21 protein-coding genes are annotated in these 22,652 nt (G+C 60.7%); 9 read left to right on the top strand and 12 right to left on the bottom strand.

Features of this window, described 5'->3' with window-relative positions; translation table 11 throughout:
• The first annotated feature begins 88 nt into the window (after window positions 1–88).
• The 3 genes from QMK51_RS06570 (at window position 89) to QMK51_RS06560 (ending at window position 4,778) form a co-directional block, all read left to right on the top strand.
• Entirely contained in the window at window positions 89–1,849 is a 1,761-nt protein-coding gene (locus tag QMK51_RS06570; protein WP_320393503.1) for an ATP-binding protein, read from the top strand.
• Window positions 1,849–3,180: a sigma-54 dependent transcriptional regulator gene (locus QMK51_RS06565; protein ID WP_320393502.1), complete on the top strand. Its 1,332-nt coding sequence runs from the start codon at window positions 1,849–1,851 to the stop codon at window positions 3,178–3,180. Before QMK51_RS06570 ends, QMK51_RS06565 begins: the two co-directional genes overlap by 1 nt.
• A gap of 278 nt (window positions 3,181–3,458) precedes the next feature.
• The gene (locus QMK51_RS06560) at window positions 3,459–4,778 is read left to right on the top strand and encodes an MFS transporter (RefSeq protein WP_320393501.1); all 1,320 of its coding nucleotides are present in this window, start codon (window positions 3,459–3,461) and stop codon (window positions 4,776–4,778) included.
• A 116-nt stretch (window positions 4,779–4,894) separates the two neighbouring features.
• On the opposite strand, the gene QMK51_RS06555 is transcribed toward QMK51_RS06560, so the two are convergent.
• Window positions 4,895–5,650: a hypothetical protein gene (locus tag QMK51_RS06555; protein WP_320393500.1), complete on the bottom strand. Its 756-nt coding sequence runs from the start codon at window positions 5,648–5,650 to the stop codon at window positions 4,895–4,897.
• Window positions 5,651–6,034: 384 nt separating this feature from the next.
• Between QMK51_RS06555 and QMK51_RS06550 the strand changes: the two genes are divergently transcribed.
• Window positions 6,035–6,664 (top strand): flavin reductase family protein, encoded by a 630-nt coding sequence (locus QMK51_RS06550; protein WP_320393499.1) that lies wholly within the window; start codon window positions 6,035–6,037, stop codon window positions 6,662–6,664.
• Here the strand turns inward: QMK51_RS06550 and QMK51_RS06545 are convergent, their stop codons facing one another.
• A complete protein-coding gene (locus QMK51_RS06545) occupies window positions 6,665–6,895 on the bottom strand; it encodes a hypothetical protein (RefSeq protein WP_320393498.1) in 231 nt (76 codons plus the stop codon).
• A gap of 41 nt (window positions 6,896–6,936) precedes the next feature.
• Window positions 6,937–7,290 (bottom strand): antibiotic biosynthesis monooxygenase family protein, encoded by a 354-nt coding sequence (locus tag QMK51_RS06540; RefSeq protein WP_320393497.1) that lies wholly within the window; start codon window positions 7,288–7,290, stop codon window positions 6,937–6,939.
• Window positions 7,291–7,625: 335 nt separating this feature from the next.
• Between QMK51_RS06540 and QMK51_RS06535 the strand changes: the two genes are divergently transcribed.
• Window positions 7,626–8,555 (top strand): AraC family transcriptional regulator, encoded by a 930-nt coding sequence (locus QMK51_RS06535; protein ID WP_320393496.1) that lies wholly within the window; start codon window positions 7,626–7,628, stop codon window positions 8,553–8,555.
• 112 nt (window positions 8,556–8,667) lie between these two features.
• Here QMK51_RS06535 and QMK51_RS06530 read toward each other — a convergent pair whose 3' ends face one another.
• From QMK51_RS06530 to QMK51_RS06505, 6 genes are all read right to left on the bottom strand, one after another.
• On the bottom strand, window positions 8,668–9,723 hold the full coding sequence (locus QMK51_RS06530; RefSeq protein ID WP_320393495.1) for an ABC transporter ATP-binding protein: 1,056 nt from the start codon (window positions 9,721–9,723) through the stop codon (window positions 8,668–8,670).
• Window positions 9,724–9,741: 18 nt separating this feature from the next.
• The gene (locus tag QMK51_RS06525) at window positions 9,742–10,590 is read right to left on the bottom strand and encodes an ABC transporter permease (RefSeq protein WP_258699357.1); all 849 of its coding nucleotides are present in this window, start codon (window positions 10,588–10,590) and stop codon (window positions 9,742–9,744) included.
• Entirely contained in the window at window positions 10,587–11,495 is a 909-nt protein-coding gene (locus tag QMK51_RS06520) for an ABC transporter permease (RefSeq protein ID WP_258699356.1), read from the bottom strand. The genes QMK51_RS06525 and QMK51_RS06520 overlap by 4 nt, the downstream gene beginning before the upstream one ends.
• 196 nt (window positions 11,496–11,691) lie before the next feature.
• Complete coding sequence (locus QMK51_RS06515) at window positions 11,692–12,795, bottom strand: extracellular solute-binding protein (protein ID WP_320393494.1); 1,104 nt, start codon at window positions 12,793–12,795, stop codon at window positions 11,692–11,694.
• A 216-nt stretch (window positions 12,796–13,011) separates the two neighbouring features.
• Window positions 13,012–14,472, bottom strand: a complete 1,461-nt coding sequence (locus tag QMK51_RS06510) for an aldehyde dehydrogenase family protein (RefSeq protein WP_320393493.1) — start codon at window positions 14,470–14,472, stop codon at window positions 13,012–13,014.
• Window positions 14,469–16,106 (bottom strand): 5-guanidino-2-oxopentanoate decarboxylase, encoded by a 1,638-nt coding sequence (locus QMK51_RS06505; RefSeq protein ID WP_320393492.1) that lies wholly within the window; start codon window positions 16,104–16,106, stop codon window positions 14,469–14,471. The genes QMK51_RS06510 and QMK51_RS06505 overlap by 4 nt, the downstream gene beginning before the upstream one ends.
• A 159-nt stretch (window positions 16,107–16,265) precedes the next feature.
• Here QMK51_RS06505 and QMK51_RS06500 point away from each other — a divergent pair, with 159 nt between their 5' ends.
• Entirely contained in the window at window positions 16,266–17,147 is an 882-nt protein-coding gene (locus QMK51_RS06500; RefSeq protein WP_320393491.1) for a LysR substrate-binding domain-containing protein, read from the top strand.
• A 149-nt stretch (window positions 17,148–17,296) separates the two neighbouring features.
• Here QMK51_RS06500 and QMK51_RS06495 read toward each other — a convergent pair whose 3' ends face one another.
• Entirely contained in the window at window positions 17,297–17,911 is a 615-nt protein-coding gene (locus QMK51_RS06495; RefSeq protein ID WP_320393490.1) for an NAD(P)-dependent oxidoreductase, read from the bottom strand.
• A 157-nt stretch (window positions 17,912–18,068) separates the two neighbouring features.
• Window positions 18,069–18,950, bottom strand: a complete 882-nt coding sequence (locus QMK51_RS06490) for an MBL fold metallo-hydrolase (protein WP_320393489.1) — start codon at window positions 18,948–18,950, stop codon at window positions 18,069–18,071.
• 114 nt (window positions 18,951–19,064) lie between these two features.
• On the opposite strand from QMK51_RS06490, the gene QMK51_RS06485 reads away from it, so the two are divergent.
• Window positions 19,065–19,970: a LysR family transcriptional regulator gene (locus QMK51_RS06485; protein ID WP_320393488.1), complete on the top strand. Its 906-nt coding sequence runs from the start codon at window positions 19,065–19,067 to the stop codon at window positions 19,968–19,970.
• A gap of 212 nt (window positions 19,971–20,182) precedes the next feature.
• Window positions 20,183–20,359, top strand: a complete 177-nt coding sequence (locus QMK51_RS06480; RefSeq protein ID WP_320393487.1) for a hypothetical protein — start codon at window positions 20,183–20,185, stop codon at window positions 20,357–20,359.
• A 12-nt stretch (window positions 20,360–20,371) separates the two neighbouring features.
• On the opposite strand, the gene QMK51_RS06475 is transcribed toward QMK51_RS06480, so the two are convergent.
• A complete protein-coding gene (locus tag QMK51_RS06475) occupies window positions 20,372–21,268 on the bottom strand; it encodes a helix-turn-helix domain-containing protein (protein ID WP_258699348.1) in 897 nt (298 codons plus the stop codon).
• Between the two features lie 178 nt (window positions 21,269–21,446).
• On the opposite strand from QMK51_RS06475, the gene pobA reads away from it, so the two are divergent.
• On the top strand, window positions 21,447–22,640 hold the full coding sequence (gene pobA, locus QMK51_RS06470; protein WP_320393486.1) for a 4-hydroxybenzoate 3-monooxygenase: 1,194 nt from the start codon (window positions 21,447–21,449) through the stop codon (window positions 22,638–22,640).
• Window positions 22,641–22,652 lie beyond the last annotated feature (12 nt).

Raw genomic sequence — 22,652 nt, 5'->3', positions numbered from 1 at the left:
TAGCGCGGGGTGATCGACACGTATCAATGTCAGGGAAAACCTGCGCTGCATGCTATCGTGCCTACCCGCACCTGCGTCGATATTCCCTATGCTCGCGACTTCACAATCCTTGCGCCGATTGCTTTATGCCCTGTCGATAATCGCCGGGGCCGTTCTTGCGGCCACTTTGGCCATCCGCCACGCCGAACGCCAGGCGTTGGTGGAGGACGCTACCCGCGCCAATCAGCAATTGTCGCTGTACGCCAACTCGCTGCACACCCTGATCGACCGCTACCGCGCCTTGCCCGCCGTATTGGCGCTGGACCCGGAACTGCGCGCCGCGCTAAGCGGTGAGGTGAGCCCCGAACAGCAGCTTGCGTTGAATCGCAAACTGGAAAAAATCAACGGCGCCGCGCAGTCCTCGACCCTGGAACTGCTCGACCGCACCGGCCGGGCCGTGGCCGCCAGCAATTGGCGTTTGCCCAGCAGTTACGTCGGCCACAACTATGGCTTCCGCCCCTACTTCAGCCAGACGCGAACCCAAGGCACCGGGCGCTTTTACGCGGTGGGCGTCACCAGCGGCATTCCGGGCTACTTCCTGTCCAGCGCAGTGACCGGCGACGGTGATGAGTTCCTCGGTGCCATGGTGGTCAAACTCGAATTCCCGGAGCTTGAGCGCGAATGGCGCCAGGGCAGTGACACCTTGCTGGTCAGCGATGCGCGCGGGATCATCTTCATCGCCAATCAGCCCGGTTGGCGCTATCGCCAATTGAAACCGCTCGGCGACAGCGACCGCGCCGAGCTCAAGGCCACGCGCCAATACGACAAACAACCGCTGACCCCGCTTGACTATCAATCGGTGCGGCGCTTCGACGACAACAGTGCGCTAACCCGGGTCGATGGCCCCGACGGAGCGGCGGATTACCTGTGGGAATCGCTGCCGCTGGCCGCCGAAGGCTGGACGCTGCACCTGCTGCGCCGCCCGCAGATCGCTTTCGAAGACCGCCGCAACGCCGGGCTCGCCGCCGCCGGGGTGTGGCTGGCCATCGTGTTTTTGCTGCTGTTCCTCAACCAGCGCTGGCGCCTGGCCAAAATGCGCCAGCGCAGTCGTGAAGAACTCGAACAACTGGTGGAGGAACGCACCCGCGACCTGCGCACCGCCCAGGACGGGCTGGTGCAATCGGCCAAACTCGCGGCCCTCGGGCAGATGTCGGCGGCGCTGGCCCATGAAATCAACCAGCCGCTGACCGCCCAACGCATGCAGCTTGCGACGCTGAGGCTGCTGCTCGATCACGGTCGGGTCGAGGACGCCTACAAGGCGCTCAAACCGGTGGACGACATGCTCACGCGCATGGCCGCCCTCACCGGCCACCTGAAAACCTTCGCCCGCAAAAGCCCCAGCGGTCTGCGCGAACGGCTGGACCTGGCGGCGGTGGTCGATCAATCCTTGCAGTTGCTCGATGCGCGGCTGCGTGACGAGCACGTCAGCACCGTGTTGCATCTGACGCGCCCGGCCTGGGTGCGTGGCGATGCGATTCGTCTGGAACAGGTGTTGATCAATCTACTGCGTAATGCGCTGGATGCGATGCACGACAAACCCTGCAAACGTCTGGAAATCCGCCTCGAAGCCGATGAACAATTGTGGCGCCTGAGCGTTTCCGATAACGGTGGCGGCATTGCCGAAGAGAACCTGGATAACGTGTTTGACCCATTCTTCACCACCAAACCGGTGGGTGATGGTCTGGGCCTCGGGTTGGCCGTCTCGTTCGCCATCGCTCACGAAGCGGGCGGGCGCTTGAGTGCCGATAATGGTGAAAACGGCGCGGTGTTCACCCTGACGTTGCCCATTGATCTGGAGGTGCCTGGCTGATGCTCAATTCGGTGATGGTGGTCGATGACGAAAGCAGCATCCGCAGCGCCGTCGAACAGTGGCTGAGCCTGTCGGGGTTCGAAGTGCAGCTGTTCAGTCGCGCCGACGAGTGCCTGGCGCAACTGCCGAAACATTTCCCCGGGGTGATCCTCAGCGACGTGCGCATGCCCGGCATGACCGGGCTGGAGCTATTGGCCGAAGTCCAGCGCCGCGATGCCGACTTGCCGGTGATCTTGCTGACCGGTCACGGCGATGTGCCGATGGCCGTCGAAGCGATGCGCGATGGCGCCTACGATTTCCTCGAAAAACCTTTCAGCCCGGAAACCCTGTTGAGCAGCTTGCGCCGCGCGCTGGACAAGCGCCGACTGGTGCTGGAAAACCGTGCCCTGCACGAACAGGCAGACAATCGCGCCAAACTCGATGCCACCCTGCTGGGTGTATCCCGTGGTTTGCAAACGCTGCGCCGGCAGGTGCTGGATCTGGCGACGCTGCCGGTCAACGTGCTGATCCGGGGCGAAACCGGCAGTGGCAAGGAATTGGTTGCCCGTTGCCTGCACGACTTCGGTCCCCGTGCAGACAAACCCTTCGTGGCACTGAATTGCGCGGCGATTCCCGAGCAGTTGTTCGAGGCCGAACTGTTCGGTCATGAGAGCGGCGCGTTCACGGGTGCCCAGGGCAAACGTATTGGCAAGCTCGAATACGCCGATGGCGGCACGCTGTTTCTCGATGAAATCGAAAGCATGCCCCTGGCCCAACAGGTGAAACTGCTGCGGGTGTTGCAGGAGCAGAAACTGGAGCGATTGGGCTCCAACCAGAGCATCCACGTGGATTTGCGGATCATCGCCGCGACCAAACCCGACTTGCTGGAGGAAGCCCGGGCCGGACGTTTTCGCGAAGATCTGGCCTATCGATTGAACGTCGCCGAGTTGCGGCTGCCACCGTTGCGCGATCGGCGTGAAGACATTCCCCTGTTGTTCGAGTTCTTCGCGCAGAGTGCCGCCGAGCGTTTGGGTCGCACCTTTGCACCCTTGAGCGGGCCGCAATTGAGCCATCTGCTGAGCCACGACTGGCCGGGCAATGTGCGCGAACTGGCGAACGTCGCCGAGCGCCAAGTGCTGGGCCTGGACGAACCGGAGCCGGTGGGGATCGATCCCGGCCAGTCGCTGGCGGCGCAGCAAGAAGCCTTCGAAGCGCATTGCCTGCGCGCGGCATTGACCCGACATAAAGGTGATGTGAAAGCGGTGCTTGAAGAACTGCAACTGCCGCGTCGTACCTTTAATGAAAAGATGCAGCGGCATGGGTTGAGCCGTGAGATGTTCCTCGGCGAATGATCGTTCCCACGCTCCGCGTGGGAATGCAGCCCGGGACGCTCCGCGTCCCAAAAGCCGAACGCGGAGCGTCCGTTGAGGCATTCCCACGCGAAGCGTGGGAACGATCAGCTCCGGCGGATTTCCGCTTGCCAACCCCAATTCCATAAGCGGATTTCCGCTCAACAAAACCCGCAACCCCCTCTAAACCGGCCCTCCTCCCCTTGGCACAGCTCCTGCTATAGCCCCAGCAGGCTGCGTTTTAACGCGCTCCACAAAAACAATTAAACGAGGATCCTTCAATGGATAACTCCAACACCCTGCCCCTTGGGTCGGCTGCCGTGCCGGTCAAAGAAAAAACCACTGCCAGCCGGATCAAATCGATCTTCAGCGGCTCTGTCGGCAACATGGTCGAGTGGTACGACTGGTACGTCTACGCCGCCTTCTCCCTGTACTTCGCCAAAGCCTTCTTCCCCAAAGGCGACACCACCGCACAACTGCTCAACACCGCCGCGATCTTCGCCGTGGGCTTTTTGATGCGCCCGATCGGTGGCTGGTTGATGGGCCTCTACGCCGACCGCGCCGGTCGCAAACGCGCATTGATGGCCTCGGTCTACCTGATGTGCTTCGGCTCGTTGCTGATCGCCCTGAGCCCGGGCTATGAAACCATCGGCATCGGCGCGCCGATCCTGCTGGTGTTCGCCCGCCTGCTGCAAGGTTTGTCGGTCGGTGGCGAGTACGGCACTTCGGCCACGTACCTCAGCGAGATGGCGACCAAGGAACGTCGCGGTTTTTACTCCAGTTTCCAGTACGTGACGCTGATCTCCGGCCAGCTCATCGCCCTGGGTGTGCTGATCGTGCTGCAAAACTTCCTGACCACCGAAGAGCTGTACGCCTGGGGCTGGCGCATTCCGTTCGCCATCGGCGCGCTGTGTGCCGTGGTCGCGCTCTACCTGCGTCGTGGCATGGAAGAAACCGAGTCGTTCAGCAAAAAAGAGAAAGCCAAGGAAAGCGCCATGCGCACCTTGCTGCGCCATCCGAAAGAACTGATGACCGTGGTCGGCCTGACCATGGGCGGCACGCTGGCGTTCTACACCTACACCACGTACATGCAGAAATACCTGGTGAACACCGTCGGCATGAGCATTTCCGACTCCACCACGATTTCCGCGGCCACGCTGTTCCTGTTCATGTGCCTGCAACCGATCATCGGCGGGCTGTCGGATAAAGTCGGTCGTCGACCGATCCTGATCGCCTTCGGTATTCTCGGAACCCTGTTCACCGTACCGATCCTGACCACCCTGCACACCATCCAGACCTGGTGGGGCGCGTTCTTCCTGATCATGGCGGCGCTGATCATCGTCAGCGGCTACACCTCGATCAACGCGGTGGTCAAAGCCGAACTGTTCCCCACCGAAATCCGTGCACTGGGTGTTGGCCTGCCGTACGCGCTGACCGTGTCGATCTTCGGCGGTACCGCTGAATACATCGCGCTGTGGTTCAAGAGCATCGGCATGGAAACCGGTTACTACTGGTATGTCACGGCGTGCATCGCGGTGTCGTTGCTGGTGTATGTGACCATGAAAGACACCCGCAAGCATTCGCGGATCGAGACGGACTAATAGCAACATTGATGGAGGCTGTTAGGCCCCATCGCGGGCAGGCTCGCTCCCACATTGGATCTGTGTACACCGACCCTTGTGGGAGCGAGCCTGCTCGCGAAGGCCGCTACCCGGTCTCAAGACAACTCGGCAACTTCCTGCTTCGCGTACTTGCCCTGCACGTAAGACGCCCCCGCAATCATCACCAGCAGAATCCCCGCCAACACCAGCGACGAGCCGACGGTACCGAAATCCAGGCCACCCTTTGCATGGGGTTTGGTCAGGAAGTCACCCAAGGTCGCGCCGAATGGCCGCGTCAGCACGAACGCCACCCAGAACAGCAGCACCGACGAAAGCTTCGTGAAGTATTTCAACAGCACCACCAAAGCGATGGTCGAGCCGATCAACAGGGCGCCACCGGCAAACCCCAGGCCCGAGTCGTCGGCCAGGTAATCGCCAAGCGCCGTGCCCAGGGTGTTGGAAAACAGAATCGCCATCCAGTAGAACATCTCGCCACGGAAGGTCTGGACCTTGGTGACGTTCAGCGAATCGCCGCTCAAGCGCCAGGCCGCGAAAATCCCCAGCAGAATCGCAATCAGGATCATCGAACCGGTGGCGTAGCCCAGTTCAAGGGTGCGGTCCATGAAGTCGGACATGGTGGTGCCGGCCGTGCTGGTCGACAGAATCACGATCCAGTACAGCACCGGCTTGTAGGTTTTGGACATCAACTGCGTGACCAGCGTCAGCACGAACACGCTGATCAGGATCAGCGAACTGATGGCGTAACCGACGTTGAGGGTCATCGACAGCAAATCACCCGCGGTTTCCCCCAGGGTCGTCGCGCAGATTTTCATGACCCAGAACGCCAGGGTGATCTGAGGAAGTTTATTCATGCAAGGTGAGCTCCAGTATTCATGGCGGCCGTTTCTTCGGGTTATTGACCGGGGCGCAGACTGGCGGTGGAGCGGTGAAAAATAGGTAAGTGCAGGATGAAAATTCTGTCACTCGGGCAAAATAGCGCGATTAATCTCACCCACTGATAGCCCGGTCTTGGTCGGCCTTAGTCATTTCTGGAGCAAAGCAAAATGCCGGCATCGACACAAAACCCAGTGGGAGCGAGCCTGCTCGCGATGGCGACGTCACAGGCAACATCTCTTTTGAATGTCAGTGAGCTATCGCGAGCAGGCTCGCTCCCACATTAGATCTCGTCGCTGGAAATAACCCGCTCGTCCTTGCACTATGATCGATCCCGAAACAAAGCCTCAGGAACCCCGTCCATGACCGACGACATCCATTTCTACGAACCCGCCAACGGCCACGGCCTGCCGCATGACCCGTTCAACGCCATCGTCGGCCCGCGCCCCATCGGCTGGATCTCTTCGCAGGACGCCAACGGTCGCCTGAACCTGGCGCCGTACAGCTTTTTCAACGCCTTCAACTACATCCCGCCGATCATTGGTTTTTCCAGCGTCGGGCGCAAAGACAGCCTGAACAACATCGAGCAGACCGGCGAGTTCGCCTGGAACCTGGCGACCCGGCCGCTGGCCGAGCAGATGAACCAGAGCTGCGCCATGGTCGGGCCTGAGGTCAACGAGTTCGAACTGTCCGGGCTGACCACCGCCGCGTCGAAAATCATTCAGGTGCCACGGGTTGCCGAAAGCCCGGTGTCCTTCGAGTGCAAGGTCACGCAGATCATTCAGTTGCAGCGTGCCAACAAGGAAGTGGTGCCGAGCTGGCTGATTCTCGGCGAAGTGGTCGCCGTGCACATCGCCAAATGGCTGTTGAAAGATGGGGTGTACGACACCGCCGCGGCAGAACCGATTCTGCGCGGCGGCGGGCCGGCGGATTATTTTCAGCTGGGGCCAGAGGCACTGTTCAAGATGTTCCGCCCGGGGGCGGTCAAGTGATTACCAGAGCAGGTCGGCGTTTTCTTTGACGTCTTTGAGGTGGGTCAGCTCTTTGGCCGCGGCCTCGTCGGCTTCATGAGCGGTCTTGAAGGTCTGGCCTTCCAGCACTTTGTGAAAAACCGGGGCACCGGAACCGCCGAGGGCTTTGACGGCAATCGCGGCGTGGTAACCGCCCTCACCCGGTACTACTGCTGAAACGGCTTCGAAGTGTTCAAAGGCTTTACGTGCCATGTCGCGGATCCTGGCTAATGGAGAATGACGCCATTAAACCCTCAACCGGCGAGTTTGTGTACCGCTGCCTGGGACTGGCCTAGGGCCTGGGCCGCCGAGACATCCTTGAAGGTATGAAAATCCAGGCTGTTGACCACCAGGTCTTGCACCAGCTCGGCAAAAATCTGCATCGCCGGGCTGCCGAAGTAAGCGGTCATGGCCTGTTGGTTGGCCCAGAAACCGGACACCAGCCACAGCTCTGGATCGCATTGCGAGTGCTGCAGGGCGAAGCTCAGGCAACCCTGCGCGTTGCGCGATGGCTCGATCAGGGCGCTCAGGCGCGCACCGAGTTCTGCCGAACGCCCGGCGCGGGCGCGAACGAAGGCCATATGACTGACGGGGATTTGCGTAGACATGTTCAACCCTCCCAGGTCATTCAGTGGCAGCCGGGGACGGGCTGCGACAGGATCCAAGATTAGGCGGCGTGCCATGGTCATCGTTAGTCGATTTCTGCCGACGCATTGCACAATCCTGCGAGACTTGGCTCAACACCTGTAACAACCGGTAAAACCCGTCACATCACTGTCACACGCGTTTTGTGTAGGCGCTGCCCATCTGCGTCACGTCATGACCGGGCGGCTCACGAAGCCCATGCAGAATCAGGCAAGCTTTTGGCAGGATGTGTCTACCGCTGTCCCTTGCACAAATTTAAGCTCAGCCCATTACCCACACTTCACGGAGGATTCCCTGCATGTCGTCGCTCGATCACTTTCAGGCTCCGCTTCCCGCCGACATGGAAAAACAGCGCGCGGAACTGGCCGACCTCATCCGTCGCAACACGCTGGACGATGGCTCCTACGCCACCGCCGTCGGTTCGCTGTTCATGTCGCGTCACAGCAAATCCCATGATTTCGCCCCGGGGCTGGCCCAACCGGCCCTGTGCATCATGGCCCAGGGACGCAAGGAAGTGCGGTTGGCGGATGAGTACTTCAATTACGACCCGCTCAATTACCTGGTGGTGTCGGTGTCGATGCCCTTGAGCGGGCGAGTGGTGAATGCCTCGCCCGAGGAGCCGATCCTCGCCGTGCGGCTGGACATCGACCCGGCGGAAATCACCGCGCTGATTGCCGACGCCGGCCCCATCGGCGTGCCTACACGGCCCACTGGCCGTGGCCTGTATGTCGAGCGCATCGACTCGGCAATGCTCGACGCCGTGTTGCGTCTGGCACGTTTGCTGGACACCCCCAAAGACATCGCCATGCTGGCGCCGCTGATTCGTCGGGAGATTCTGTATCGGTTATTGCGCAGCCAGCAGGGTCATCGGCTGTATGAGATTGCTATCGCCAACAGCCAGAGCCATCGCATCAGCCAGGCGATCAAATGGCTCAACGGCAACTTTGAACAACCGCTGCGCATCGATGATCTGGCGCGGGAAGTGAACCTGAGCGTGTCGACGCTGCACCACCGTTTCAAAGCGATGACGGCGATGAGTCCGCTGCAATATCAGAAACAGCTGCGCCTGCAAGAAGCGCGGCGGTTGATGTTGGCCGAAGGGCTGGAAGCTTCGGCGGCGGGTTATCGGGTGGGGTATGAAAGCCCTTCGCAATTCAGCCGTGAGTACAGCCGATTGTTTGGCGCGCCACCGCTGCGGGATTTGGCGCGGTTGCGGTTGAGTGTTTAGCCGAGTTTGATATTGATTGTTCCGGCCTCATCGCGAGCAGGCTCGCTCCCACATTGGATCGGTGTACACCGGCCCCTGTGGGAGCGAGCCTGCTCGCGATGGGGCCAGTAAGTCAGGCGCTCAGCACTCGGCACGCCTCAGCCGGCAACGTCACCGACACCGGATTGCCAATGCTCAACCCAATCCCCTGAGACGGCGTGCTCAACGCGGTAAACGACACCCCGGAACACTCCACGGTGGTTTCAATCGTCGCACCGATATCCCGCACAAACGTCACCTTGCCCAGCAAGCGATTCCCCGCCGTGGCTTGGGGCTGCGACAGTTGCAGATCCTCAGGGCGAATCAGCATTTTCACCTTCTCCCCCACCACAATGCTGCTGCAGATTGGCACTTGCAGCGCATCGCCACCGGGCAAGCTGACCTTGCCGTTGCCCAGCGCCGTGGCCGGAAAGATATTCCCCGAACCGATAAAATCCGCGACGAATTCATTGGCCGGATGCCGATAGATTTCGATCGGCGTGCCCACCTGCTGCACCCGATGCTCACCCAGCACCACCACGATGTCGGCCATGGTCATGGCTTCGCGCTGGTCGTGGGTGACCATGATGGTGGTGATGTTCAAACGCTGTTGCAGCTGACGGATTTCCACCTGCATCGACTCACGCAGCTTGGCGTCCAGCGCCGACAACGGTTCGTCGAGCAACAGGATTTTCGGGTGCGAGGCAATCGCACGGGCAATCGCCACCCGCTGACGCTGACCGCCGGAGAGTTTTGCCACCGGGCGATCAATCATTTCCTGCAGTTGAATCAGCTCCAGCAACTCCACCACCCGCGCCTGCTGATCGACCTTGCTGACCCCGCGCAGTTTCAGCGGATAAGCAATGTTCTCCCCCACCGTCATGTGCGGGAACAGCGCCAGCGATTGAAACACCATGCCGAAATTGCGCTGATGCGCCGGCGTATGGCCGATGTCTTCACCGTCCAGGCGAATCTCGCCGCCGGTGAGGGTTTCGAGCCCGGCGATCATCCGCAGCAAGGTGGTTTTACCGCAGCCCGAGGGGCCGAGGAAACACACCAGCTTGCCCTCGGGCAAATGCAGGTTCACATCTTTTACCGCGCAGGCCGAGCCGTAATGTTTCTCGACGTTTTCCAGAATCAGACCAGTCATTTGAATCACCTCAAGAAATCAGAACGAAACGCCGCCTTCGCCAACCAACTTTTCCAGCGCCCAAATGAGCACGAAGTCGATCAGCACGATCAGCACGGCAAACGAAAATACGGTTGGGTCGAGCGAAGACACGGTGCGGCTGTACATCCAGATCGGCACGGTCATGACGTCGATGGTGTAGAGAAAATAGGTCACGGTGAATTCGTTGAACGAGACGATGAACGCCAGCAGCATGCCCGCCAGAATCCCCGACTTCATCAACGGCACCACCACATCGACAATCGCCCGCAGCGGCGAGGCACCGAGCATTTGCGCGGCCTCTTCGACTTCGCTGCCGATGGAAAGCATCGCTGCCGTGCAGTTCTTCACCACGAACGGCAGCGCCAGAATCACATGGGCAATCACCAGCCGCGAGGTGGTGATCTGGAACGGCAAACTGTCGAACACCAACAGCAAGGCCAGCCCCAACACCACCATCGGGAACACCAGTGGCAGCGACATCAATTGCAACGCCACGGCCTTGCCACGGAACTCACAACGGGTCAGGGCATAGGCCGCCGGCACTGCGATGATCGTGGCGAAAACCATGGTCAGGCAGGCCACCAGCAAACTGGTGCTCATGGCTTTGCCCAGGCTCAGCACGTCGCTGGCGTCCGGCGACACGAAGGTGTGCCAGGCGGCCTTGTACCATTGCAGGCTGTAGCTGCTGGGCGGGAAGTCGAGGTTCGACGCACCGCTGAACGACATGACGATCATGGTCAGGATCGGCAGCACCGCCAGCAGCAAAATGAAGCCCGAGAGGATGCCGGCAAACTTGCCGGTATCGCCCGGCAACAGCGAGTGACGCTTCTTGATCACAGAGCTCATTGCGAAGCCTCCAGCATGCGCCGACGACGGCCAGTGATGTATTCGGACAAGGTCATGATCGCGAGCGTGGTGACGATCAGCACCACACCGGCGGCGGACGCGGCGGGCCAGTTCATCAGCGGGGCAATCTGGTCATGGACCATCACCGCCAGCATCGGCACGCGCCGACCACCGAGCAGCAACGGCACCACGAAGCTGCTGGCGTTGTAGGCGAACACCAGCGTCGCGCCAGTGATGATCCCCGGCAAACTCATCGGCAACACCACCTGGCGAAACACCTGCAAGCGACTGGCGCCAAGGGTGGCGGCGGCTTCTTCATAAGTGCGGGCAACGCCGCGCATGGCGCTGGCAATCGGCAGCACGGCCAACGGGAATGCGGTTTGCACCAGGCCCATCAACACGCCGTTCTGGTTGTAGAGCAGCATGATCGGCCGCTTGATCAGGCCCAGGCCCATCAGCGCCTGATTGAGCATCCCGCCGGGGCCGAGAATCACCAGCCAGCCGTAGCTTTGCAGCAACAGGTTGACCAGCAATGGCAACAGCACCGCCGCAAGGAAAATCCGCCGTACAAACGGTGAGGTCAGCCGCGACATGGTGTAGGCCACCGGGATCGCCAGCAGCACCGCAATCACCGCACTGATCAGCGCCAGGCGCAGGGTCAGAAGCAACGATTTGAGGTAATAGGGTTCCAGCAATTGCGCGTAACTGGCCAGGTTGAACCCGGTCCATTCCGCGCCTTTGGTGCCGACGCTCATGCGCAGCACCAAGAGGCTCGCGGCAATCAGCACGCCGAGAAACAGCATCGACGGCGTGAGAAAAAGCCAGGCGCGCGCTGTCGGTGAGACACCCCGAGTGATGCGCGTGGGTGCCGCGCTTACCGGATGAGTCAGAGGTTGGTGTTCCATAGCAAGGGTCTCGTCAATGGAAAGCAGCTGAGCGAACACAAGATTTCCAGACACATCGGCCCCTTGTGGGAGCGAGCCTGCTCGCGATAGCGATCTGTCAGCCGACATCGACGTTGAATGTCAGTCCGCAATCGCGAGCAGGCTCGCTCCCACAGGGGATCTTCAGTGGTTTTAAGATCCTGTACTCGCCACTCGATCAGGAAGAAAAGATTTCCGTGTAACGACGAATCCATTGGTCATGCACGGTGGCCAGGAAGGCGTTGTCGTGCATGATCGCCTTCTCGGCAATCTGCTCCGGCGTGAGGATGTACGGGCTCTTGCGCGCTTCGGCGGAGATGATCGCCTTGGCGTTGACCGGACCGTTGTAGATGTCTTCAGCCATCTTGCCCTGCACCAGCGGGTCCAGAGAGTGGTTGATGAAGGCGTACGCCATGTCGGTGTCGCCCGGACGATTCTTCGGCATCACCGACAGCATCAAATCGGTGTAGAAACCTTCCTTCATGCCAAACGTGGCGCCCAGGCCGTAGGCCGGATCGCGAATCTGTTTCGGGAAGAACGCTGGCGCGTACAGGCCGCCCATGTCCAGGGAACCGGTGCGGAACAGTTCGGCGATCTGGTTCGGGTTTTCGCCCAACGTCACTACACGGTCCTTGAGCTCGGCGAGTTTCTTGAAACCCGGCTCGATGTTGTGTTCGTCACCACCGGCCAGTTTGGCGGCGATGATGATCAGGTCCATGGCCTCGGTCCAGTTTGGCGGTGGCAGGAAGATGTTCGGTGCCAGGTCCGCGTCCCACAGGGCGGCGTAGCTGTCCGGGGCTTCTTTCTGGGTGCGGGTGCTGTAGACCAGGCTGTTGCACCACAACAGGTAACCGATGCCATGACCGTTGGCGCCGGTGCGGTATTTCTCCGGCACGTCGACCAGGTTGGGAATGCGGTTGAGGTCGGGTTTTTCCAGCAGGTTGGCGGCGGCCAGACCTTCGGCGCCGACGCCTGCCAGGGTGATGATGTCGTACTGCGGGCGATCACCGCCGGCCTTCAGCTTGGCGACCATTTCCGAAGTGCTGCCGGTGCGGTCAGCGATGACCTTGCAGCCGTATTTGTCTTCGAAGGTGGCCGCGATATTGCGCAGCGCCGCAAGGCCCGTGTCATCGGACCAGGTCAGCAAGCGCAGGGTCTTGCCCGCAAAGCGTGTATCGCTGGCATTGGCCCGGATGAACGGCATGCTCATGGCCGCCGCTGCAACCGAAGCTACGCCCACGGTTTTGATGAATTGACGTCTGTTCAGATCATGCTCGCCCATGAAGGACTCCCTTTGTTTTTTTAAGTATGAGGTTGGTCGCAACCGTTGCATCCGCGCGGCCAGATCTGCATTAGGCCCCGTATTTACGGGGGTTAGCTGAGCCGACGGGTTCATCCTGAGGTCGTGCAAAACACCTGACTATCGATAAAAACTCATTGAAGCCATGACGCTGGCGCATGCCTCATCAAGAGGCATGCGCTCACCTTTTTCGTGCTGTCAGATGGCCCGAATCACGTGTTTGATTTCCTGGAAAGCCTGCAAGCCCCACGGCCCCAATTCGCGGCCGATGCTGCTCTGTTTGTAGCCACCCCAGGCGGTCTGCGGGAAGATCACTTGCGGCGCGTTGATCCACACAAGCCCCGCCTGCAAAGCATTGGCGACCCGATCCGCCGCTTCGCTGTCGCGGGTGACCACGCTGGCCACCAGACCGAACTGACTGTCGTTGGCCAGCGCGATCGCCTCGGCTTCAGAGGTGAAACTGCGCACGCAGATCACCGGGCCGAAAATCTCTTCGCACCACAACGCACTGCCTGAGGGCACGTCGATGAAAATGGTCGGCTGCAAAAAATAGCCGCGCGGGAGATCTGCCGGGCGATTACCGCCGCAGATCAGCTTCGCGCCAGCGCTCAAACCGCGATCGATGTGCCCCAGCACTCGCTGGTATTGCGCCTGATTGACCAGTGCGCCCATTTCCACATTCGGATCGAACGGGTCGGCCACGCGAATGGCTTCGGCACGTGCCTTCAATCGCGCTACAAATTTATCCGCCAGCTCATCGGCGACCAGCACGCGGCTGGTGGCGGAACACATCTGCCCGGCGTTGAAGAAACCGCCGCCACAGGCCACTTCCACGGCCAGTTCTACGTCTGCGTCTTTGAGCACCAGCAGCGAGGATTTGCCGCCCAGTTCCAGGCTCACGCCTTTCACGGTTTCCGCCGCCCGCTGCATCACCTGCACGCCCACTGCGTTGCTGCCGGTGAAGGAAATCTTGGCGATGCGCGGGTCAGCCGACAGCGGTGCGCCAACAGCAAGACCGGTGCCGCAGACCAGGTTGAACACACCGTTGGGCAGACCGGCCTCGGCAATGATCGTTGCCAGTTCCAGCTCCGGCAGCGGCGTCACTTCAGACGGTTTGAGCACCACGCAGCAACCGGCGGCCAGGGCCGGGGCGAGTTTCCAGGCGGTGGTGACCATCGGGAAGTTCCACGGCACGATCAGCCCCACCACACCGCAAGGCTCGCGGCGCAAACGGGCGCTGAAATCATCGCTCGGCAACGCCACGGCGCTGTCTTGTTTCGCGTCCAGGCCTTCGGCCAGATCGGCGTAATACTCGAACGTGGCGATTACATCGTCGACATCAATGGCCGCTTCAAACAGCGGTTTGCCGTTGTTGCTCGACTGCAACTTCATCAACTGTTCGCGACCGGCCTGCACGCCAGCGGCGATTCTGCGCAGGATCGCGCCGCGCTCGGCGCCGGTGGTTTTCGACCATTCTTTGAACGCGTGGGTCGCCGCCGTGACGGCCTGATCGACAGCGTGTGCATCGCCGCCGTTAACGGTGGTCAGCAGCGCTTCGGTCGCCGGGTTGATCACGCGCAGATGTTCGTTGCCGGCCGACCATTGGCCATCGATGTACAGGCCGTCAAGCGTGGTCGGGAACGTCGCAGAAGAACTCATTTCGACACCGCCTTCATCCACTGGGTCTGATCGATTTCAATCAGGGTCGGGCCCTGGCGATCGGTGGCGAGACGCAGCGCGCTGCGCAGTTCTTCGACACCGCTGACCGCCTCGGCCGCGCAGCCCAGCGCCTTGGCCACACCGATGAAATCGGGGGTGTAAATGTCCACGCCCACCGGTTCGATGGCACGGTTGACCATGTATTTCTTGATCTCTTCGTAGCCCTGGTTATTCCACAACAATACGATCACCGGGGTGCGTGCTTCCACCGCGCTGGCCAGTTCCGGCAGGGTGAACTGCAGACCGCCGTCGCCGATCAGGCACACCACCGGAGGGCGCGCACCGCCTTCGACGCTACCACCGAGCCAGGCGCCAATCGCCGCCGGCAAGGCGTAACCGAGGGTGCCGTAACCGGTGGACGAGTTGAACCAGCGACGCGGGCGTTCCGGGTTGAAGGTCAGGTTGCCGGTGTACACCGGTTGGGTCGAATCGCCAACGAACACCGCGTTCGGCAATTCGTACAGCACGGTTTCCAGGAAGCGGGTCTGAGCCAGCGTCGGGGCGTCCCAGGTCGCGGCCAGTTCATCGCGCAAACGCGCGGCACGCACTTGCCCCCAATCGTTGCGACGCTCGGCCAGCGACTTGTGGGATAGCGCACTCAGCAAGGCCTGAGCGGCGTTGCGCGAGTCGGCGACCAACGCGACTTTCGGCGGGTAATTACGCACGGTCTGATCGGGGTCGATGTCCACGCGCAGCAGCACGCCGGGAATGTCGAAGCCGCCGGCGAAGGTGACGTCGTAATCGGTTTCGGCCAGTTCGGTGCCGATGGCCAGTACCACGTCGGCCTCGGCCACCAGTGCACGGGTTGCCACCAGACTTTGGGTCGAACCGATCAGCAATGGATGGCTGGATTCGAGCATGCCCTTGGCATTGATGGTCAGAGCCACTGGCGCATCCAGCAGTTCGGCCAGCTCAGTCAGCTCGGCCGCCGCATCGATGGCGCCGCCACCGGCGAGAATCAACGGGCGTTTTGCGCCGGCAAGCAGTTCGGTCATGCGGCTGATCGCGCTTGGCGAGGCACCGGCTCGATCGATGTTCACCGGCACGCTGGCGAGCAACTCATCGGCTTCTTCCACCAGCACGTCCAACGGGATTTCGATGTGCACCGGACGCGGACGTCCAGCCTGGAACAGGGCGAAGGCGCGGGCCAACACGCCCGGTAATTCAGCCGCCGACATCAAGGTGTGGGAGAACGCTGCCACGCCGCCGACCAGTGCACTCTGGTTCGGCAGCTCATGCAGCTTGCCGCACCCGCCGCCCAATTGGCTGCGCGATTGCACGCTGGAGATCACCAGCATCGGGATCGAGTCGGCGTAAGCCTGGCCCATGGCGGTGGTGATGTTGGTCATGCCGGGGCCGGTGATGATGAAGCACACACCCGGTTTGCCGCTGGTGCGCGCATAACCGTCGGCCATGAAGCCGGCGCCCTGTTCGTGGCGTGGAGTGACGTGGTTGATGCTCGAACGGGCCAGCCCGCGATACAGCTCCACGGTATGCACCCCGGGAATGCCGAACACCTGCTCGACCCCGTAATCTTCGAGTAACTTGACCAATACTTCGCCGCACGTCGCCATGTGTTTGCCCTTTTTGTTCGTTTGAGACGCCGGGCCTGCGCAGTGTTTATGATGGATTGGCAGGTCCAGGGATGGCCTCATTGGAACGGGCGACACGTAGCCGCAACAATGGATAAAAAATCATACTAGCCATGTCCTCACGTCATACCTTGGATCCCAATGAAACGATTGCCTCCCCTGCCGGCGCTGCACACTTTTCTGATCACCGCGCAGTGCTGCAACTTCACCCGGGCCGCCGAACAACTGCACATCACTCAAGGCGCGGTGAGCCGGCAGATCGCCGGGCTGGAAGATCATCTGGGTTATGAGCTGTTCATTCGCCAGGCGCGGGGCTTGAGCCTGACCGCCGAAGGACGGGAGTGGTTGCCACGGGTGCAGCAGATTTTCGGCCTGATCGACGAGGCGGTTGAACAGATCGGCGAGAAGCGCGAAACCCTGCAACTCAAGGCACCGACCTGCGTGATGCGCTGGCTGTTGCCGCGCCTGTTGCAGTGGCAAAAGGAACGCCCGGATGTGCCGGTGGAATTGACCACCACGGTGAAACACGGCGTGGACTTTCATCGCGAGCAATTCGATGCGGCGGTGATGTATGGCGCGCCGCCGGACAGCTCACTGGCCTCCCGGCATCTGTTCGATGAGCAACTGACGCCCGTGTGTTCCCGACCGATGCTTGAAGGGCCGATGGCTTTGCAGACTCCGGCCGATCTGCAGCAACACTTGTTGCTGCACCCCACCCGCGATGAACGGGACTGGAACGCCTGGCTGAAGGCTGCGGATATTCGGCTGAGCAATGTCGGCAAAGGTCAGCATTTCGAAACCCTGGACCTGGCGATGTCGATGGCGTCTCAGGGGACAGGTGTAGCGATTGGCGATTGGTCGTTGATCGGCGATGACCTGAGTGCCGGACGGCTGGTCATGCCTTTTGATTTGAAGGTGAAAACAGGGTTGGCGTATTACCTGGTGTTCCCCGAGAAACCGGAACCTTCGCCGAAGTTGCGCGAATTGATGGGGTGGTTGGTGGAGAAGGCGCAAAGCCGCTAAGAGATGCTCATAGATCGTTCCCACGCTTCGCGTGGGAATGCAGCCCGGGACGCTCCGCGTCCCATCAAGAGCCGAACGCGGAGCGTCCGCTGAGGCATTCCCACGCAGAGCGTGGGAACGATCAACGCTGGCGTGCGGTGTGGCGGAGATCAATACCCGACAGTAAACCGCTGGCGGGAATGCTTCGGCGTTTCCACTTCATCAAGCAGCGCAATCGCGAAGTCAGCAAAGGTAATCCAGCTGCGGCCCTCTGCACTCACCAGCAAATCATCCTTGCCGATTCGAAACGTGCTCGTGCGCTCACCTTCGACGAACTCCGCCGATGGCGACAGGAAGGTCCAGTCCAGCTCCTTTTCCTGACGCAAGGCATTCAGGAACGCGGCGCCGGCGCTGGCCTCGGCCTTGTACTCCTCCGGGAAGCCTTCGCTGTCGATTACACGAGAGCCATTCGGCAGCAACAGCGAACCGGCACCGCCCACCACCAGCAGACGCTTGACCCCGGCCTTCTTCACCGGCTCGATGACGGCGCTGGCGGGGATGGTGGAGAAATGCGCCGCGCTGATCACCGCATCATGCCCGGCCACGGCGGCTTGCAATGCAGCAGCGTCGAGCACGTCCACATTCTTGCTGACCACACCGGCACGCTGGCCGATTTTCGAGGTGTCGCGGGCGATGGCGGTGACGCTGTGACCGCGACGCAGGGCTTCTTCCAACAGTTGGCTACCGGCACGACCGGTGGCACCGATGATTGCAATGTTGCTCATGACGTTTCTCCAGTTGGCTTGGGTGAAGATGATCGTTCCCACGCGCAGCAAAGGAATGCCTCAACGGACGCTCCGCGTTCGGCTCTTGATGGGACGCGGAGCGTCCCTGGCTGCATTCCCACGCAGAGCGTGGGAATGATCAGTTGAGTGCGGCGGATTACCACTTCATCTCGCCCTTGGCGACTTTGGCGCTCAGCTCGAGCGAGCTTTCTTCACCCAGGGTCGGGTAGCGTTTTTTCATCGCGCCGATCAGCTCGGCAGCGTCTTTCGCCTTGGCGGTTTCTTCGTCGAAAGCCTTGATGTAATCGGCAGTGAACTGCACCGCCGCCAGAGAGCGAGCGCTCTCACCCAGGTAGTGACCCGGCACGATGGTGTTCGGCTTCAAGGCTTCAATCGTGTGCAGCGTCGTCAGCCAATCGGCATGGGACTGCGGGGTCTGGGTGTCAGCCATCCACACGTGAATGTTTTCGGCGACGACCACACCACCGACCACTGCCTTGATCGACGGGATCCACACAAAACTGCGATCCGGCTGCTTGCCATCCAGGCCGATCACCTGCAACTTCTGCCCTTCCAGCATCAGGCTGTCGCCCTTGAGCACCTGCGGCACGATGGTTTTGTTCGGCACGTCGGCCCCCATTTTCGGGCCCCAGAACGCCAGTTTGCCGTCGACGGTTTTTTTGATGTGATCGACGGTCGGTTGCGAGGCCAGCACTTTGGCTTTCGGGAACGCTTTGGTCACGGTGTCGAGGCCGAAGTAGTAATCCGGGTCACCGTGGCTGATGTAGATGGTGGTCAGTTGCTTGCCGCTGGCGCGGATTTTTTCCACCACCTGTTCGGCCTGGGCTTTGCCGAATTGCGCGTCCACCAGAATCGCTTCTTTCTCGCCGCTGACCAGCACCGAGGTCACCGGGAAGATCGCGTTGGTGCCAGGGTTGTAGACGTCCAGCGTCAGGGTGGACGCCGCCGCGGCGTGGGCCGCGAAGCCGAGGGTGGCGGTTGCCAGAAGAATGCGTTTGATTGATGTGAAGCCGATCATCTGTTGCTCCGTTGTCCGAATGCCGTGTTTGGCGATGGGACAGAGCTTAGTTGCCTGGTTCGATACAAAAAATGCGATGCTTGAACATAGTTTGTTTCTGAAAGCGGGCAAATCATGGATCGTCTACAAGCAATGCGGGTGTTCGTCACGGTGGTGGACCTGGGCAGTCAATCGGCCGCCGCCGATCACCTGGACCTGTCGCGACCGGTGGTTTCACGGTATCTGGCGGAGCTGGAGGATTGGGTCGGCGCACGCCTGATGCATCGCACCACGCGCAAGTTGAGCCTGACCGCCGCCGGGACGGAAATTTTGCCTCGCTGCCGGCAGATGCTCGATTTGTCCACCGACATGCAGGCCGCCGTCAGCGAACCGGACGACGCACCGCGAGGCCTGCTGCGGATCAGCGTCAGCACCTCGTTCGGCCAGGCGCAACTGGCCGACGCCATGGCGGCTTACGTCAAACGTTACCCCGGCGTCAGCATCGATATGCAAATGCTCGACCGCACGGTGAACCTGGTGGATGAACGCATCGACCTGGCCATCCGCACCAGCAACGACCTGGACCCGAACCTGATCGCCCGGCGGCTGACAGTCTGTCGCTCGGTGATCTGCGCCTCCCCCACTTACCTGCGCGAGCACCCGGCGCCGCAACGGGTCGAAGACCTGAGCCTGCACAATTGCCTGACCCACTCCTACTTCGGCAAGAGCCTCTGGCATTTCGAACAGGACGGCGAGCCCGTCTCGGTGCCGGTGCAAGGCAACATCAGCGCCAACGAAGCCAGCACGCTATTGCGCGCGACGATGGCCGGGGCCGGCGTGGCGATGCTGCCCAGTTATCAAGCGGGTGTGCATATCCACAGCGGCGAACTGATCCGCCTGCTGCCCCAGGCCGAGCCCCGGCAGATGAACATCTATGCGGTGTATGCCTCACGCAAGCACATGCCGGCGGCGCTGCGCAGCATGCTGGATTTTCTGGTGCTCAGATTTCCCGAAGAACCGGCGTGGGATGTCGGCCTGTAAACACCTCCCCTGTGGGAGCTGGCTTGCCTGCGATGGCGTCGTCACATTCAACAAAGATACTGACTGACAGTCCGCTATCGCGGGCAAGCCCGCTCCCACAGGGGTCATCATCGTTCTGAATATCGCGTTAAACGCGAGGGCCCTGGCAACTCATCCGCGCTGACCTATGCTCAAAGTAGTACCGAAAGGTATTCGTTCAGAGGTCAAACGCCATGAACATCAAAACAAGAAGATACCTCGCCATTTTCATCACTTGCGTGGCGACACTGGCGCTGTATGGCACGGCCGCCTGGCGCGTCGAACAGTTGCGAAAAGTGCCCCGTGACTTCGCGAGTTGTAACTTCGAGCGCTGCATTCCCCACAATGCGAGCCTCAACGCCCTCCGGTAACGAAAAGGGGGATCAGCCCTCGTTGTCCTGATCGGCCTTCAAGCGGTCGCGAAAGGCCTTGGGCGAAATCCCCACCCGACGCCTGAACAGGCGTGTGAAGTTGGTCGGATCGGAAAACCCCAACACATCGGACATTTCATAGATGGTCATGCTGGTGTAGGTCAGCAAGCGCTTGGCCTCCAGCAATTGACGCTCATGCATGATCTGCAACGCCGGTTGCCCCGCCAGCTCACGGCATGTGCCGTTCAGGTGGGACACGGAAATCCCCAGCCGATGGGCCAGGTCCTCGACCTTGACGTGCTGGCGATAGGTTTCTTCCACCAGCTGAATAAAACCGTTGAGGTATTCCCGGGCACGCTGCGGACGCTGATTGGCAGCGTGGCGCTGAATCACCTGACGGCTGACCCACACCATGATCACGCTGACCAGCGAATGCATGAGCATTTCCCGCGCCGGTTGATGGCCGGTGTATTCGCTTTGCAGCGCTGAAAACAGGCTGTTGAGGTACCCGCTGTCCTGTCCCGCCGGATAGCTTTCGGCCTGTGCCAGGGCATTCACCGAATTGCCCAGTTGCGCCTGAAGATGGGCGACCAGCGGCGCGGCCAGCGTGACGACGAACCCTTCGACGTCCTCGGAAAACCGATAACCATGCACCGATAACGGCGGCAGGATCAGGATTGCCGGCTCGGTCAATTGTGAGCGTTTACCTTCGATCTCAAGCTCTGCCTGACCTTTGAAGACGAAGAGCAACTGACACAAATCGGCATGGCGGTGAGGTTTGATTTCCCATTGATGTTCGCGGCTGCGTTTGGAAATGGTTTCGCAGTGCAACAAATCCGGGGTCGGCCAGTCCAGGCTTTCACCGTAGAGCTTGAACACCGGAATCGATGGCAGGTCAGGCTTGTTCATCACTTCAATCCAGGCCTCGAGGGTAACGGGGCGATAATCGCACCGATTGGCAGAATGTACAGGTATCGGCTCAGTTTTCACCTTCAATTGACAGACTCGCAAGTGAAAAATGCAAGTACTCGATCCATAAAATCATTCACCGGCCTTGGCCGCGTGGAGCTTGCGAGTCATAAAAACAATGAAAACGCTAAAAACCCAAGTCGCCATCATCGGCGCCGGCCCCTCTGGTTTGCTACTCGGCCAATTGCTGCATAACGCCGGCATCGACACCCTGATCCTCGAACGCCAGACCCCGGACTATGTGCTGGGTCGCATCCGCGCCGGGGTGCTCGAACAAGGCATGGTAGAGCTGTTGCGTCAGGCCGGGGTAGGTCAGCGCATGGACACCGAAGGGCTGGTTCACGCAGGCTTCGAACTGGCCCTCGACGGACGCCGCGTACACATCGATCTGCAGACGTTGACCGGTGGCAAAACCGTGATGATCTACGGCCAGACCGAGGTCACCCGCGATCTGATGGCCGCTCGTCGGGACGCCGGTGCGCAGACGATCTACGAAGCCAGCAATGTCGTCCCCCACGGCATGAAAACCGCTGAGCCTTTTGTCACCTTCGACAAGGACGGCGAAACCTGGCGACTCGATTGTGACTACATCGCTGGTTGCGACGGTTTCCATGGCGTGGCGCGGCAGTCGATTCCTGCTGACTGCCTGAAAGTGTTCGAGCGGGTGTATCCGTTCGGCTGGCTGGGGATTCTCGCCGACACGCCGCCTGTTCACGAGGAGTTGGTCTACGCGCGGCATGAACGAGGTTTTGCGCTGTGCAGCATGCGTTCGCCGACACGTACCCGTTACTACCTCCAGGTTCCGGCTCAGGACAAAGTCGAGGACTGGTCCGATCAGCGCTTTTGGGATGAGTTGAAATCCCGTTTGCCGGCCGCCCTCGCCGACACGCTGGTGACCGGTCCGTCGATTGAAAAAAGCATCGCGCCACTGCGCAGTTTCGTGGTCGAGCCGATGCAGTACGGGCGGATGTTCCTGGTCGGCGACGCCGCGCACATCGTCCCGCCCACCGGCGCCAAGGGCTTGAACCTGGCGGCCAGCGACGTCAGTACGTTGTTCAATATTCTGCTGAAGGTTTACCGCGAAGGCCGTGTGGATTTGCTGGAGAAATATTCCGAGGTCTGCCTGCGGCGAGTGTGGAAGGCCGAGCGGTTTTCCTGGTGGATGACCTCGATGCTGCACCGCTTCGACGACCACGATGCGTTCAGCCAGCGCATCAGCGAGTCGGAGCTGGCCTATTTCGTTGACTCCGAGGCGGGTCGAAAAACCATCGCGGAAAATTACGTCGGCCTTCCTTATGAGGCTATCGAATAGCTTCCTACCGAC

It is taken from the genome of Pseudomonas sp. P9_31, from assembly GCF_034008235.1.
GTDB lineage: Bacteria > Pseudomonadota > Gammaproteobacteria > Pseudomonadales > Pseudomonadaceae > Aquipseudomonas.
This window is presented reverse-complemented; position numbering and strand designations above follow the sequence as displayed.